We start from the raw sequence: 15056 nt of genomic DNA on the forward strand, positions 1-15056 counted from the left end.
AGTACGGACCACAGTGGTCCCGACAGACAACGGAGGAGTCGAGTTGAGCGCGTTCGGTGCCGAGAAGTTCACCACCCGCAGCCGCGAGGTCGTCGAGGCTGCCCAGCTGGCCGCCACCACCGGCGGCAACACCCACACCGAGCCCATCCACCTGCTCGTCGCCCTGCTCAAGCAGGAGGACGGCGCCACCCGCAGCCTCGTGCAGAAGGCGGGCGTCGACCCGGCCACGCTCCTGGCGCAGGCCGAGCGCGTGCAGCAGCAGCTGCCCCGCGCCACCGGCTCGACCGTCCAGCAGCCCAGCGCGTCGGCGGCGCTGACCCGCGTCCTCGCCTCCGCCCTCGACCTCGCCGGGTCGATGAAGGACGACTACGTCGCCACCGACCACCTGGTCGTCGCGATCGCGACCGTCGAGTCGCCCGCCCAGAAGGTACTCACGGACGCCGGCCTCACCGCCGACGGCCTGCGCGAGGCGATCACCGCCGTCCGCGGCAACCGGCGCGTGACCAGCGAGGCGGCGGAGGCGTCGTACGAGTCGCTGGAGAAGTACTCCGTCGACCTCACCAAGTCCGCCGAGGACGGTCGGCTCGACCCGGTCATCGGCCGGGACGCCGAGATCCGCCGCGTCATCCAGGTGCTCTCGCGGCGCACCAAGAACAATCCCGTCCTCATCGGTGAGCCCGGCGTCGGCAAGACCGCGGTCGTGGAAGGCCTCGCCCAGCGCGTCGTCGCCGGCGACGTGCCCGACTCGCTCAAGGGGCGCCGCGTGCTGAGCCTCGACCTCGCGGCCATGGTCGCGGGCGCGAAGTACCGCGGCGAGTTCGAGGAGCGGCTCAAGGCCGTCCTCGAGGAGATCAAGGACGCCGGCGGGCAGGTCATCACCTTCATCGACGAGCTGCACACGGTCGTCGGCGCGGGCGCCGGCGGCGACTCCGCGATGGACGCCGGCAACATGCTCAAGCCGATGCTGGCCCGCGGCGAGCTGCACATGATCGGCGCGACCACGCTGGATGAATACCGCGAGCGCATCGAGAAGGACCCCGCGCTGGAGCGCCGCTTCCAGCAGGTCTTCGTCGGCGAGCCCAGCGTCGAGGACACCATCCAGATCCTGCGCGGCATCCAGGAGAAGTACGAGGCGCACCACGGCGTACGCATCACCGACGCCGCCCTCGTCGCCGCCGCCACGCTGTCCGACCGCTACATCACCGGCCGCCAGCTGCCCGACAAGGCGATCGACCTCATCGACGAGGCGTCCTCGCGGCTGCGGATGGAGCACGAGTCCTCGCCCGAGGAGATCGACGTGCTCCGGCGCCAGGTCGAGCGGCTCAAGATGGAGGAGTTCGCGCTCGACAAGGAGACCGACCCCGCCTCGGCCGATCGGCTCGAGGTGCTGCGCAAGGACCTCGCCGACAAGGAGGAGGAGCTGCGCGGGCTCGAGACCCGCTGGGAGCGCGAGAAGGACCAGCTCCAGGGCGAGGGCGAGCTGCGTCGCCAGCTCGACCAGCTCAAGATCGAGGCCGACAAGAAGCTCCGCGAGGGCGACCTCGCCGGTGCCTCGGAGATCCAGTACGGCCAGATCCCTGCGCTCGAGAAGCAGATCGCCGAGGTCGAGAAGGCCGAGGCCGTCGACCTCGAGCCGCTGGTTGGCGAGGAGGTCGGCGCCGAGCAGATCGCCGACGTCGTCGAGGCCTGGACCGGCATCCCCACCGGCAAGATGCTTCAGGGCGAGACCGCCAAGCTGCTGGAGATGGAGTCGGTCATCGGTGAGCGCCTCATCGGCCAGGCGGAGGCCGTGACCGCGGTCAGCGACGCCGTACGCCGCTCCCGCGCCGGCATCTCCGACCCCAACCGGCCGACCGGGTCGTTCCTCTTCCTCGGCCCCACCGGCGTCGGCAAGACCGAGCTGGCGAAGGCGCTGGCCGACTTCCTCTTCGACGACGAGCGGGCGATCGTCCGCATCGACATGAGCGAGTACAGCGAGAAGCACTCGGTCTCGCGGCTCGTCGGCGCCCCTCCCGGCTACGTCGGCTACGACGAGGGCGGGCAGCTGACCGAGGCCGTACGGCGCCGGCCCTACAGCGTCGTGCTGCTCGACGAGGTCGAGAAGGCGCACCCGGAGGTCTTCGACATCCTGCTGCAGGTGCTCGACGACGGCCGGCTCACCGACGGTCAGGGCCGCACGGTCGACTTCCGCAACACGCTGCTGATCCTCACCTCCAACCTCGGCTCGCACTTCCTCGTGGACCCGATCCTCGAGCCGGTGGCCAAGAAGGAGTCGGTGATGGGCGTGGTGCGCTCGCACTTCAAGCCCGAGTTCCTCAACCGGCTCGACGAGGTCGTGATGTTCGACGCGCTGTCCAAGGACGACCTGGCGCACATCGTCGACCTGCAGCTCGCGCTGCTGGAGAAGCGGCTCGCGGTCCGGCGGATCACCATCTCGGTGACCGACGCGGCGCGCGCCTGGCTGGCCGAGACCGGCTTCGACCCGGCGTACGGCGCCCGCCCGCTGCGGCGGCTGATCCAGTCGGCCATCGGCGACCCGCTCGCGCGCAAGCTGATCGCCGGCGAGGTCACCGACGGCGGCGCGGTCACGGTGGACGTGGGCGAGGACGGGCTCGTGCTCGCCTGAGGTGGCAGAACACCCCACCCAGTGACGGACTCCCCGCTCGAGCGGGGAGTCCGCCACTTGTCGGCTGTTGTGAAGGCCCGCAGGTGTCGGACTCGCCCACCTAGTAACCCGTCATGCGATGTGGTCGGGATCGCGCGGGGGGCGAGGGGGCTGCCGGCCCCGCTTCTCAGCGGCGGCTCAGCCCGCTGGGGGATGCTGTCTCCCGTGACCACCCCGACCACCGACGTACGCCCGTGGTGGCGGCTGCGGGACACCCCGGTTCCCGGCGGCGTCCCCGACCTCGCGAAGGCGCTGCTGTGGACCGAGCTCGCGCTCGTACTGCTGGTCTCGCTCGGGCGGTCGGCCGTCTACTCGGTCGTCAGCATCATCTCGGCGCTGACCGCGCCGGGGCCGCTGTCGTCGCAGGCGGCCAACCTCAACAACTCGCTCGCCCCCGACCGGCCGTGGCTCGACCTGACCTACCAGCTGCTGCGGATCGCGTTCGCCCTCGTGCCGGTCGCGCTGGCGGCGTACCTCCTGGTCCGCTCCGGCACCCGGCTGCGCGAGGTGTGGGCGCGTGACGGCGGGTGGAGCACGCTCGGCGACTGGGGGCGCGGCGCGCTGCTCGCGGCCGGGGTCGGCTCGGTCGGCGTGGTGTTCTACCTCGCGACCTTCGCGCTCGGCACCAACCTCACCGTCGTCGCGCAGTCGTTGCCGGGGGAGTGGTGGCAGGTGCCGGTGCTCGTCCTCGCCGCCGCGGAGAACGCCGTGCTCGAGGAGGTCGTCGTCCTCGGGTTCGTGCAGGTGCGGCTGCGCCAGATCGGCTTCGGCGACACCGCGGCGATCGGCCTGGCGGCGCTGCTGCGCGGCAGCTACCACCTCTACCAAGGGCTCGGCGGCTTCGTCGGCAACCTCGCGATGGGACTGCTCTTCGGCTGGCTCTTCCGCCGCTGGGGGCGGGTCATGCCGTTCGTGGTGGCGCACACGCTGCTCGACGTGGGCGCCTTCGTGGGGTACGCCGTGCTCGCCGGGCGGGTCGACTGGCTGCCGACCCTGTGACCCGCCCGGCGGCGGGGATCAGCGGCGGACCTTGACCTTCTTGGAGGTCCGCGACGCCTTCTCGTAGCCCTTCTTCCTGGTCGTGACCCGGACCGAGATCTTCTTGCCGCGGTCCTTGGCGCGCAGGCGGTAGGTGGCCTTCTTGGCGCCCTTGATCAACTTGTCGTTCTTCAGCCACTGGTAGCGCACCTTGACGCTCTTCTTGGCCGGCTTGGGCTTCCAGCCGTTGACCTTCACCGAGAGGACGCGACCGGCGCGCGGCGTGCCGCGGAGCTTGGGTCGCGACGTCCTGAAGAGCGCCTTGCCCACCACGACCGGTGCCGAGGACGCGGCCACGGCTGCGTAGTAGGGCGCCGACCCGGTGACCTGGAGGCTCAACGTGCGGCCGATGTCTCCCCGCGACAGCTTGTAGTAGGGCGCGGTGGCTCCCGGGACGGGGACGCCGTCGAGGAACCACTGGTAGCCCAGCTGGACCGCCGGGGCCCACGGGGTCGTCGCCGCGGTGACCGTCCTGCCGGACCGGGCCTCGCCACCCATCGCGACGGCGCCCGGGTAGATCTGCGACTGGCGGTAGTTGGCGACCGCGACGGCCTGCTCCTGGACTGCGAGCGCGTTGAAGGCGGCCGCCGTGCCGGTGGCCCGGCCGTTGCGGCTGACGTTGGGGCTGGAGAAGTTGCCGATGCGCACGCAGTCGGCGCAGGTGTTGGGATAGGCCATGACCGTCAGGAAGTTGCCGGCGACGTCGACGTAGCCGCGGGCGTACGCCTTGCCTCCGCTGGGCGGCGAGGACGCCCCGGCGTCGTGGTCGGCGCTGAGGTTGTGGCCGATCTCGTGGGCGAAGGTGAGGTTGCCGGTGGCGCACTTGTCGGCCCAGAGCACGGTCCAGGCCGCACTCTCGGGGTCGTACTCCGGCTGGGTGCCGCCGAGCGAGCCGAGCCCGCAGAACGAGCCCGAGGGGTAGGCGCCGCCGAGCCAGAGGCTGACCAGGTCGGCGTGCGTCTCCTCGCGCAGCGCCTGCGCCTCGTCGAAGACACCGTCGCCGGGCTTCGCGAGGGCGTAGTAGTTGGCCGTCAGCGACGACAGCTGGGTCGCGGCGACCTGCCGGGTGCCGACGAGCCGCACCTGGGTGGGGACGCCGGACGCGCTGAGGGCCTGGTTGGTCTGGGTGATGCCGAGGGCGAACTGCGCCCGCATCGCGGCGTCCCCGCCGACGGTCCCCGGCAGGTTCGCCGGGTAGACGATGGCCACGTCGACGACCGACGGGGCGTCCGCGGCGACGGGCGCCCCTCCGGCGACCGGGGCCGCCTCGGTCGGGGCGTCGCCCGCGGGTGCCGCGTGGTCGGCCTCATCGGCGTGCTCGCCGTGCTCGGCCTGCACGTCGACGGCGTCGTCGCCGGGCTGTGGCATCGCCGGCAGCTCGACGACCTCGTAGTCGCCGCCGCGGGTGGTGCTCACCTCGAAGGCGCCGTCGGCGGTGGACGCGACACTCAGGTGCGCGACGCCGTCGACCTCCGCGGCGGTGAAGCTGCCGAGCGAGCCGACCAGTGCGCCGGTCCACGTCGTGACGCCGTCGACGGACTCGCGGCGGTCGACGGCGGCGGTGACGGTCGTGTCGTCGAACAGCGTCAGGCTGACGCGGTCCCCGGCACGTACGTCGCGCAGCGCTGCCGCGTCGAGGCGGACGGGGCGCGATCGGGCCCCGTCGGAGGCCTCGGCGCCGCGGGTGGTCGGTGCTGCGCTCAGCAGCTCGACCGTCCGGGTCTTCTGGTCGGCCGTGGCAGTGGCCGTGGTCACGGGCGCCGCGGTGGTCGCGAGCGCGATCGCGCAGAGGCCGGCGACGCCGGCCATCGTGCGGGTCTTGGTCATGGGGTCCCCCTACTTTCTTCTCGGACCCCTTCGTGCCCCCGGTGCGCCCCGCCAAACCCGGATCGGGCGACTACTCGCCGGTCTCGACCTCCTCGCGCTCCTGCTCCTCGTCGACGCCCCTGCGCCGGCGACCGAGCAGGCCTCCGGCCCACAGCGCCCAGAGCACGAGGACGGGCTGGAAGAACAGCCGGACGAACCGGGCCCGGTCGGTGTCGAGGCCGAACGCGTCGGTGCCCTCGAGGTACTGGGCGACGTTGCCGGGGAAGATCGCGACGAAGAAGGCGGCGAGCAGCGCGCCGACCGTACGCCGGTGCCGGGGCAGTGCGACGAACGCGCCGCCGAGCGCGATCTCGACCACGCCGGAGCCCAGCACCGTGAGGTCCTCGTCGACGGGGAACCAGTCAGGCACCTGCGCCCGGAACTCCTCGCGCTGCGTGGTCAGGTGCAGCACGCCCGCGGTGACCAGGAAGCCGCCGAGCACCACGCGGCCGAGTGTCTGTGCCTTCATGGAGGCCAGCCTAGGCGGGCGGCACGACAGCCCCCGGGTTCATCAGCCCAGCCGGGTCGAGGGCGTGCTTGACCGCGCGCATCAGGTCGACCTCGACGTCGGACTTGTAGGACGCGGCGGCCGCGGCCTTCGTCCGGCCGAGCCCGTGCTCCGCGCTGATCGAGCCGTGCGCGGCGGCGACCGCGTCGTAGATCGTCGTCGTCAGGTCGCCCGCCGCGGCACGCAGGTCGTCGTCGCGACCCACGGGCGCGTTGAGGTTGTAGTGGAGGTTGCCGTCGCCGACGTGGCCGTAGGTCACCGGCCGCACCCCGGGAAGGACCTCCTGCAGCCGCGGGCCCATGGCCTCGGTCCAGTCGGCGAGGCCGGCGATCGGCAGGGTGACGTCGTGCTTGAGGGTCGCGCCCTCGACCTTCTGCACCTCGGAGATCCCCTCGCGCAGCGCCCACAGCGCGTCGCGCTGCGCCGGGCTGCCGGCGATCGCCGCATCGGTCGCCGTGCCGGCCTCGACGGCCTCGCCGAGCAGGGACTCGAGCGTCTCGTCGAGGCCCTCGTCGGAGGCGGAGCCCGCGAGCTCGACCAGGACGTACCACTCGCTCGGTGCCGCGAGCGGGTCGACCGCGCCGGGCAGGTGGGCGAGGACGAGGTCGATCGCCTGCCGGTTGGCGATCTCGAAGGTCGACAGGTGCACGCCGCCGTGCTGCTGCGCCGTGCCGAGCAGGGAGACCGCCGCGGCGACGGACGGCACCGCGACCCAGGCGGTCGCGCGCCGCGGGGTCGCGGGGAAGAGCCGGAGGATGGCGCCGGTGATCACGCCGAGCGTGCCCTCGGAGCCGACGAAGAGCTGGGTCAGGTCGTAGCCGGTGTTGTCCTTGCGGAGCCCGCGCAGCCCGTCCCAGACGCGGCCGTCGGGCAGCACGACCTCGAGGCCGAGCACCAGCTCGCGGGTCATGCCGTAGCGCAGGACCGCGGTGCCGCCGGCGTTGGTGGCGAGGTTGCCGCCGATGGTGCAGCTGCCCTCCGAGCCCAGTGACATCGGGAAGAGCCGCCCGGCCCGCTCGGCCGCCGCCTGCACGTCGGCGAGCACGACGCCCGCGTCGACGGTGATCGTGCCGGCCACCGGGTCGACGTCGCGCACGCTCCGCATCCGGCCGAGCGAGAGCACCACCGCGGTGCCGGAGCCGTCCGGCACCCCGCCACCGACCAGCCCGGTGTTGCCGCCCTGCGGGACGACCGGCGTACGCGTCTCGGCGCACGCGCGCACGACCTCCGCCACCTCGTCCGTCGAGCCGGGTCGCACCACCGCGAGCGCCCGCCCCTCGTGGGTGCCGGTCCAGTCGACGACGTACGCCGCGACGTCGGCGGGCTCGGTGAGGACGTGGGCGTCGCCGACGGTCGTACGCAGCTGGTCGAGCAGGTCGGTCACGGGGTTCTCCTGGGGGGTCGGAGTGGGTGGGAGTGGGGGTGGGTCAGCCCAGCAGAACCGCGACGAGCAGCGCCACGGGCAGCGAAGCCAAGGTGGTGACCAGGATGGTCTCCCGTGCCACATCCTCCCCGACGCGGTAGCGGGTGGCGTGCAGGAAGATGTTCTGCGCGGTCGGCAGCGCCGCGGTGATGACGACGCCGAGCAGCACCCGGTCGTCGAGCCCGAGCCCGACACCGACGGTCCAGGCGACCACCGGCATGACGGCCATCTTGAGCACCGTCGCCACGACGACCTCGCCGTTGTGGCCGGCCCGGCCGATCGGCGGGCTGAGCCGCAGGGCCGCGCCGTAGGACATCAGCATCAGCGGGATCGCCGCGCCGGCCAGCATCTCCAGCGGCGACAGCAGAGGTGCCGGGAGTCGCCAGCCGGTGGTCGCGAGCACCAGGCCGACGACGGCGGCGATGGTGAGCGGGTTCGTGACCAGGCGGCGAGCGGCGGAGCGTACGCCCTCCCCGCGGCCGGTGATCCGGTCCAGCACGATGAGGGCGGCCGGTTGCACGACGAGCATCTGGACGAGCAGCGTCGGCACGACGACCGTGAGGTCGCCGACGACGTAGGCCGCGATGGCGATGCCGAGGTTGCCGGCGTTGACGTAGGACGACGACAGGGCGCCGATCAGCAGCGACCCCGTGTCGAGGCGCCAGCGCAGCCTGGCCACCACGACGTACGCCGCGAAGCAGGCCGCGAGCGAGACGCTCGAGGCGACCAGGTTGGCCGCCGCGGCACCGAGCTCGACCCGGCTGATCGTGACGACCATCAGCGCAGGCGACGCCACGAAGAACGCGATCTCGCCGAGCGTGCGCTGCGAGCGGCGGTCGAGGACCCCGACGTGAGCGAGCGCAGCGCCGGCAGCGATCACGACGAGGATCGTGGTGAAGCCGATCAGCAGGTTCATCGCTCCACCTCTCGGGTCGTCGGTGCAGGCATCGTGCGATGGCCAGGTCGTCTTGGACGCGGTGACCCGCGCCCGGCAAGGATGGCGCGGTGAGCCTCGATGCCCAGCACCCGGTCCGTGTCGTCCAGCTCGGGGGGCTGATGCCCTTCGTGCGCGAGTGGCTCGCGGAGCGGTACGCCGCGCCCGTGCTCGCCGACCTCGACGACCCGGCGGGGGTCGAGGTCGCCGTCGTGGGAGGTGGTGCGCCTGCCGGTACGGCCGAGATGGACGCGCTGCCCGACCTGCGCGCGATCGTGAACTTCGGCGTCGGCTACGACAACGTCGACGTCGCCGAGGCTCGCCGCCGCGGCATCGTCGTCTCCAACACCCCCGACGTCCTGACCGACGCGGTGGCCGACCTCGCGGCCTTCCTCGTGGTCGATGTCCTGCGCGGGATCACCGCCGCCGACCGGTTCGTGCGCCGCGGTGCGTGGGCACGCGGCGAGGCGATGCCGCTGGCCCGCGACGTGCGGGGAGCCGTGGTCGGCGTGCTCGGGCTGGGTCGCATCGGCACGGCCGCGGCGCACCGGCTCGAAGCCTTCGGCGCCGAGATCCACTACCACTCCCGGACCCCGAAGGACGTCGCGTGGACCTACCACGCGAGCCCCGTCGAGCTGGCCGCCGCCAGCGACGTGCTGGTGGTCCTCACGCCCGGAGGCGCGGGGACCGAGGGGCTCGTGGACGCCGCCGTGCTCGACGCGCTCGGCCCCGAGGGCCACCTCGTCAACGTCTCCCGCGGATCGGTCGTCGACGAGGACGCGCTCGTCGCCGCCCTCGAGGAGGGCCGCATCGCCGGGGCCGGGCTCGACGTCTTCGCCGACGAGCCGCACGTTCCCGAAGCCCTGCTGGGTCGGGACGACGTCGTGCTGCTGCCGCACGTCGGCAGCGCCACGGTCCAGACCCGCGAGGCGATGGGCCGGCTCGTGCTCGACAACGTCGACGCCTTCCTCGAGGGCGGCGAGCTGGTGACCCCGGTCGACTGAGCACCGTCGATGTGAGCCCCGTCGGGTGAGCCCTGTCCGGTGACCTGTGTGTCAGGGTTCCCCTGCGCTCCACGGCACCTGAGGCTTAAGGTCGTCCTTGGTCCGCGCCGACGGCAGGGAGTGCGATGAAGGACGACACACGGGGCCAGCGCCGCGTGGCCGCTGTGCCGTGGGCCGACGAGCAGACCCGCCAGCACCTGCAGGTGCTCGTGGAGGGCGTGGCCACCCTCGCGGGGTTCGAGCAGTCGTCGCTCACGTTGCGCCGCGACGACCACTTCGAGGTCGTCGCCGCGGCCGGGGTCGAGGACGGCTTCGTCGGCACCCAGGTGCCCGTGGAGTCGATCGAGGACGACCTCGCCGGCGCGGACGAGTGGGGCGTGTGGCGCTTCGTCCCGCACGACCGGGCCAGCGCCGAGGCGCTCGCCTACAGCCACATCCCCGACGTGACGCCACTGGACGCCGAGGACGCGTGGCACCCGCTCGACCTGCTCGCAGCTCCGCTGCACGACGACCAGGGGCGCTTGCGCGGCCTGCTGTCGGTCGACAGCCCGCGCGACGGGCGCCTGCCGTCGGCGCAGAAGCTCGCGGTGCTCACCCAGTACGCCGGCGTGGCGCGCACCCTCGTCCTCCTCGCCCTCGAGCGCGAGGAGCTCAGCGAGAAGGTCCGGATGGCGACCCAGGCGCGCGAGATCGTCCGGCGGGCCCTGGGCGAGCCGACGCTGGACCTGGTCCTGGAGGCCTGCCGGTCGACGGTCGTCACCTGCTTCGACGCCGTCGGCATGTGGCTCACGGCCTTCGACGCCGACGGCGGCCCGGCCCGGACGACCTCCTTCGTGATGGGCGACGACTACGAGGTGCCGCCGTTCGCCGAGATCGACGACGTCGTCATCCGCCTCGCGCACCGCTACTGGAGAGACCAGTACGTCGCGCCCTTCTCCCGCAGCAACGCCGACCAGCCGGGCCTCCCGCCGGAGGACGCCGAGCGGCTGCTCGGCTTCCTCGACCTCATCGGCATCGGCTCGGTGCTCTTCGTCCCGCTGGGGGTGGGGCCGGAGTGCCTCGGCTTCCTCGTGCTGACCCGGGTCTCGGACGCCCGGAGCTGGACCGACGTCGAGATCGACGCCGCCCTCGACATCGGTCGCGACCTCGGCCGCGCCGTCGCCAACGCGCGCCAGCTCGAGCTCGAGCGGGCGATCGTCGACCGCCTGCGCAAGCTCGACAGCTACCGCGTCGAGGTGGTCAACACCCTCGGTCACGAGCTGCGCAACCCGCTCTTCTCGATGAGCGCCAACCTCGAGCTGCTCAACACCGGCACGCTCGACGAGGACGCGCGCCGGTCGGTCGCGGCCGCGAGCCGGGGTGCCGCGCGGATGCGGGCCGTGATCGACGACCTGCTGACCATGGCCCAGGTCTCCGACCCCAACCGCGAGTTCGACCCGATGGCGGTCGACCTGCGCCGCGTGGTCCACGACGTCTACGAGGAGTGCCACGCAGCGGCGGCAGCCGGGGACGTCACCTGCCACGCCGAGCTGCCCGACGGTCCCGTACGGGTGGCGGGTGACCCCGAGGAGCTGCACCGCCTCTTCACCAACCTGGCGTCCAACGCGATCAAGTACACCGACCCCGGCGGGAGCGTCACCGTACGCGTCGCCGCGGAGGGCGACACGGTCGTCGCCACGGTCACCGACACCGGCATCGGCATCTCCGAGCCCGACCAGGCCCAGCTCTTCCGCGAGTTCTTCCGCTCGACCAACCCGGCAGCGCTGGCGCGTCCCGGCACCGGCCTCGGCCTGGCCATCGTCGCCCGGATCGTCAGCCGGCACGGCGCGACCATCGAGCTCGACTCCGAGCGCGACCGCGGCACCACCGCGACGGTCAGGTTCCCGGCGTACACCGGCGAGCTCGCCGACGACGTCGTCCGACCGGAGTGAGGCCGGGGGCCCGGCCTGTCACGTGGTCAGGTCGAGCCTCATGAACGTGCTGTTCGGGTCCTCGACGTACGACCCGAACGGCGGGCAGGCGACGAAGCCGGCGCGGGCGTAGAACCTGCGGGCCGGCTCGAAGAACGCCATGCTGCCGGTCTCCAGCGACACCAGCTCGACCCCGCGCGAGCGCGCGTCGTCGAGGACGTGTGCCAGCATCCGCGACGCCAGGCCGCGGCCGCGGAGCGCGGGGCCCGTCCGCATGCTCTTGAGCTCCTCGTGCCGGTCCTCCAGCGCAGCGAGCGCCGCGGTGGCGACCAGGTAGTCGCCGTCGATGCCCACCCACAGGCGTACGCCGTCGCCCTGCAGCGCGGTCAGGTCCAGCGCGTGCCGGCTCTCCGGCGGCGCCGTCGGCTCCATGTCGTCGAGGTGTGCCTGCAGGAACGCCGCCAGGCGGGGGTCGGCGAAGTCGGCCCGGGAGATCTGCACGCGCAGATTGTGGCGTGCTCGTGTTTCGTACGGGTGACGGCGAGGTCGGGTGGTGTGCCAGCGTGTGCCCATGACTCGCACACTGGACGCCGACCACCTCGTGGTCGGGGCCGGGGCGATGGGCCTGGCGTTCACCGATGCGCTGGTCGACCACTCCGACGCTCGCGTCGTCATCGTCGACCGCCGTGAGGGAGTCGGCGGGCACTGGCGCGAGGCCTACTCCTTCGTGCGGCTCCACCAGCCCTCGTGGTTCTACGGCGTCGCGTCGACGCCCTTCGGCGGGCGGCTGCAGGCCACGGGACCCGAGGCCGGGCTGCACGAGCGTGCGTCGCAGGCCGAGGTGCTGGCCTACTTCGACGACGTGCTCGCGCGGCTGGAGGCGACGGGACGCGTCGTCTTCTGGCTGGGCAGCGAGTACGCCGACGGCGCGGTCGTGCGCGCGGACGGCCGGCGCCTCGACGTGCCGGAGCGCTGCCGGGTCGTCGACGCCCACTACCTCGCGCCGACGATCCCGGCCGAGGTGCCGCCGCCCTTCGCGGTCGGCGCCGGCGCTCGGGTGGTCCCGGTCAACGACCTGGCTGACCTCGAGGACGACGGGCCGTTCGTGGTGGTCGGGTCCGGCAAGACGGCGACCGACGCGATCGTCCGGCTGCTCACGACCGGCACCGACCCCGACCACGTCTGCTGGGTCCGGCCCCGCGAGCCGTGGATGTTCGACCGGGCCGTCGTCCAACCCGACCCGACCCTGTTCCTTGGCGCCGCGGCGGACCTGTGGGAGTCGGCGGTCGCGGCGTCGTCGGTCGACGACATGCTGCTTCGACTGGAGGACGCGGGGGTGCTGCTGCGCCTGGACCGCTCCCGGGTCCCGACGATGGCGCGGGTGCCGATCCTCGGCCGGTGGGAGCTCGACGTGCTCCGCACGGTCGAGGACGTCGTACGCCGCGGGCACCTGCTGGCCGTCGAGCGCGGCCGGCTGGTGTTCGCCGACGGGACGGTCGAGGTCGCACCGGACGCGGTGGTCGTGCACTGCGCCGCCAGCGGCCTGCGCATCCCACCGATGGTGCCGCAGTGGCGGCCCGAGGTCATCACGCTGCAGGCCGTGCGGGCCGGGTTCCCCTGCTTCGGCGCGGCGCTCACGGGTTACGTCGAGGCCACCCGGTCCGACGACGCCGAGAAGAACCGGCTCTGCGCGCCGAGCCACTACGGCGACACCCCGGCCGACTGGGTCGAGATGAACGTCCTCGGCGCCCGCAACACCGCCGTCTTCTCGGCCGAGCCCGACGTCAGGGCGTGGGCGGACACCGTCGCGCTCAACCCGGCGCGGGTCCCGCCCGGGCACCCGCCATCTGCCGCGCTCGACCGGGTGCGCGAACGCCTGGCCGAGCACGCCGGCCCGGGGGTGGAGCGGGCCGCCGAGCTCGTACGCCTCGCGCGGGCGTAGCCCGTATCGACCCCGCAGCGTCGGGTACTCGTGGGCATGACCGAAGGACAGGCAGACCAGACCCGCCAGGACCCCACCCGCGTGCACGAGCAGCCCGACACCGAGGGCGAGCAGCTGCCGAAGCCCGGCGACGAGGGCTCCGTGACCCGCCGCATGGGCGACGAGCCCGACCACGGGGAGGAGACGTACGTCGGCCACGACCGGCTGCTCGACCAGGTCGCGCTCATCACCGGTGGCGACTCCGGCATCGGCCGCGCGGTCGCGATCGCCTTCGCGCGCGAGGGAGCCGACGTGGCGATCGCGTACCTCGAGGGCGAGGAGGAGGACGCCCGCGAGACGAGGCGACTCGTCGAGGAGGCGGGACGCCGCGCGGTGCTCGTGCCGACCGACCTCGTGCAGGAGGAGGCGTGCAAGGCGCTCGTCGACACGACCGTGGAGGAGCTCGGCCGGATCGACATCCTCGTCAACAACGCGGCCTACCAGATGGCGCAGCCGGGCGGCATCGCCGACATCACGACCGAGCAGCTCGACCGGGTGATGCGGACCAACGTCTATGCGATGTTCTGGCTGTGCCGGATGGCCCTGCCGCACATGGGGGCCGGATCGACGATCATCAACACCTCGTCGGTGCAGTCGAGCTCGCCGTCGCCGGAGCTGCTCGACTACGCCTCGACCAAGGCGGCGATCGTGAACTTCACCCGTGGGCTCGCCCAGTCGGTCGCCGAGCAGGGCATCCGGGTCAACGCGGTCGCGCCCGGACCCATCTGGACGCCGCTCATCCCCGCCACGATGCCCCCGGAGAAGGTCGAGTCGTTCGGCGAGCACACCCCGCTGGGGCGCGCCGGCCAGCCGGCCGAGGTGGCGACGGCCTTCGTCTACCTCGCCTCACCTGAGTCGAGCTACGTCACCGGGGAGGTCATCGCCGTGACCGGGGGCATGCCGGTCACGATGTGACCGCCCGCGCGTAGCCCTCGCGGTAGGTCGGGAGCATCGGCTCCCACCCCGTCGAACGCAGCCGCGCGTTGGACAGCTTCTTGCCGTGGCCCTGCTCCGGGTCGGCCGGCGGGGGAGCGGGCGCCCCGAGCCGCTCGGCGAGGTACGCCGCGACGTCGCCCATCTGCGCCGGCTCGTCGTCCGTGCCGAGGTAGAGCCGCTCGGGCTCGGCGGGCATCGTCAGCAGGTGGACGACGGCAGCCGCCGCGTCGGTGCGGTGGATGCGGTTGGTCCACCGGTGGGGGTCGCTCACCCGACCCTCGCGGACCTGGTCGAGCAGCCGCGTGCTGCTGCCGCCGTACAGGCCCGAGAGCCGCAGCACGGTGCCGTGCGGGACCCGCTCGTGGAAGGCCTCCTCGGCGGCGACGAGCATCCGACCGGGGCCGTCGCTCGGAGCAGTCGGCGCCGTCTCGTCCTCGAGGTCCGGCCGCTCGCGGCTGCCGTGCACCGCGGTGGATGAGACCAGCACCGCCCGCTCGGGCGGCCCGGCAAGGGCGTCGAGGGCGCGGGCCATCCCGTCGACGTACGTCGCCCGGTAGGCCTCCTCGGTCCGCGGGCGGGCGGTGAGCGCGACGACGACGAGGCGGGGGCGTACGTCCGACAGGTCCGGCGGCTCACTGGTGAGGTCGACCGACCGCCCGACGAGCGGTGCCGGCACCTTCGCGGCGTCGCGGCGCAGCGCAAGCACGTCGTGGCCGAGGTCGGCGAGGCGCAGGCCGACCGCGGCGCCGAGGTCGCCGGCGCCGACGAGGAGGACGTCAGGGGTCACGCAG

At 73.1% G+C, this 15056-nt stretch carries 12 protein-coding genes; 6 read left to right on the top strand and 6 right to left on the bottom strand.

All coding sequences use genetic code 11. The features are described 5' to 3' along the window. Nucleotides 1–43 precede the first annotated feature (43 nt). Together clpB and AC57BS_RS10015 are read left to right on the top strand one after the other, a co-directional pair. The gene (clpB, locus tag AC57BS_RS10010; protein WP_496411299.1) at nucleotides 44–2626 is read left to right on the top strand and encodes an ATP-dependent chaperone ClpB; all 2583 of its coding nucleotides are present in this window, start codon (nucleotides 44–46) and stop codon (nucleotides 2624–2626) included. Between the two features lie 204 nt (nucleotides 2627–2830). After that, nucleotides 2831–3664, top strand: a complete 834-nt coding sequence (locus tag AC57BS_RS10015; protein ID WP_496411300.1) for a CPBP family intramembrane glutamic endopeptidase — start codon at nucleotides 2831–2833, stop codon at nucleotides 3662–3664. A gap of 18 nt (nucleotides 3665–3682) precedes the next feature. On the opposite strand, the gene AC57BS_RS10020 is transcribed toward AC57BS_RS10015, so the two are convergent. The 4 genes from AC57BS_RS10020 to AC57BS_RS10035 all read right to left on the bottom strand — a co-directional run bounded on the left by AC57BS_RS10020 (nucleotide 3683) and on the right by AC57BS_RS10035 (nucleotide 8416). Next, nucleotides 3683–5530, bottom strand: coding sequence for a reprolysin-like metallopeptidase (locus AC57BS_RS10020; RefSeq protein ID WP_496411301.1), 1848 nt, complete (start codon nucleotides 5528–5530; stop codon nucleotides 3683–3685). Nucleotides 5531–5600: 70 nt separating this feature from the next. Beyond that, on the bottom strand, nucleotides 5601–6038 hold the full coding sequence (locus AC57BS_RS10025; protein ID WP_496411302.1) for a DoxX family protein: 438 nt from the start codon (nucleotides 6036–6038) through the stop codon (nucleotides 5601–5603). A gap of 10 nt (nucleotides 6039–6048) precedes the next feature. Continuing rightward, nucleotides 6049–7461 carry an FAD-binding oxidoreductase gene (locus tag AC57BS_RS10030; protein ID WP_496411303.1) on the bottom strand — a complete coding sequence of 471 codons (1413 nt, stop codon included), beginning with the start codon at nucleotides 7459–7461 and terminating at the stop codon, nucleotides 6049–6051. A gap of 43 nt (nucleotides 7462–7504) precedes the next feature. Beyond that, complete coding sequence (locus tag AC57BS_RS10035; protein ID WP_496411304.1) at nucleotides 7505–8416, bottom strand: AEC family transporter; 912 nt, start codon at nucleotides 8414–8416, stop codon at nucleotides 7505–7507. Between the two features lie 89 nt (nucleotides 8417–8505). On the opposite strand from AC57BS_RS10035, the gene AC57BS_RS10040 reads away from it, so the two are divergent. Beyond that, entirely contained in the window at nucleotides 8506–9438 is a 933-nt protein-coding gene (locus tag AC57BS_RS10040; protein ID WP_496411305.1) for a 2-hydroxyacid dehydrogenase, read from the top strand. Between the two features lie 125 nt (nucleotides 9439–9563). Then, entirely contained in the window at nucleotides 9564–11369 is a 1806-nt protein-coding gene (locus tag AC57BS_RS10045; RefSeq protein ID WP_496411306.1) for a sensor histidine kinase, read from the top strand. 18 nt (nucleotides 11370–11387) lie between these two features. Here AC57BS_RS10045 and AC57BS_RS10050 read toward each other — a convergent pair whose 3' ends face one another. Beyond that, nucleotides 11388–11849 (bottom strand): GNAT family N-acetyltransferase, encoded by a 462-nt coding sequence (locus tag AC57BS_RS10050; RefSeq protein ID WP_496411307.1) that lies wholly within the window; start codon nucleotides 11847–11849, stop codon nucleotides 11388–11390. 70 nt (nucleotides 11850–11919) lie between these two features. Between AC57BS_RS10050 and AC57BS_RS10055 the strand changes: the two genes are divergently transcribed. Both AC57BS_RS10055 and AC57BS_RS10060 read left to right on the top strand, forming a co-directional pair. Beyond that, on the top strand, nucleotides 11920–13290 hold the full coding sequence (locus AC57BS_RS10055) for an NAD(P)-binding protein (protein ID WP_496411308.1): 1371 nt from the start codon (nucleotides 11920–11922) through the stop codon (nucleotides 13288–13290). Nucleotides 13291–13326: 36 nt separating this feature from the next. Further along, entirely contained in the window at nucleotides 13327–14244 is a 918-nt protein-coding gene (locus AC57BS_RS10060; protein ID WP_496411309.1) for an SDR family oxidoreductase, read from the top strand. On the opposite strand, the gene AC57BS_RS10065 is transcribed toward AC57BS_RS10060, so the two are convergent. After that, nucleotides 14234–15052, bottom strand: coding sequence for an NAD-dependent epimerase/dehydratase family protein (locus tag AC57BS_RS10065; RefSeq protein ID WP_496411310.1), 819 nt, complete (start codon nucleotides 15050–15052; stop codon nucleotides 14234–14236). The genes AC57BS_RS10060 and AC57BS_RS10065 overlap by 11 nt on opposite strands. Nucleotides 15053–15056: the final 4 nt, after the last annotated feature.

This window comes from Nocardioides sp. BGA-UO-ETr-FS32 (assembly GCF_059567905.1).

Coding starts and splice junctions, on each gene's coding strand:
- AC57BS_RS10020 (WP_496411301.1), bottom strand. CDS start 5,530: ATGACCAAGACCCGCACGATGGCCGGCGTCGCCGGCCTCTGCGCGATC.
- AC57BS_RS10025 (WP_496411302.1), bottom strand. CDS start 6,038: ATGAAGGCACAGACACTCGGCCGCGTGGTGCTCGGCGGCTTCCTGGTC.
- AC57BS_RS10035 (WP_496411304.1), bottom strand. CDS start 8,416: ATGAACCTGCTGATCGGCTTCACCACGATCCTCGTCGTGATCGCTGCC.
- AC57BS_RS10045 (WP_496411306.1), top strand. CDS start 9,564: ATGAAGGACGACACACGGGGCCAGCGCCGCGTGGCCGCTGTGCCGTGG.
- AC57BS_RS10055 (WP_496411308.1), top strand. CDS start 11,920: ATGACTCGCACACTGGACGCCGACCACCTCGTGGTCGGGGCCGGGGCG.
- AC57BS_RS10060 (WP_496411309.1), top strand. CDS start 13,327: ATGACCGAAGGACAGGCAGACCAGACCCGCCAGGACCCCACCCGCGTG.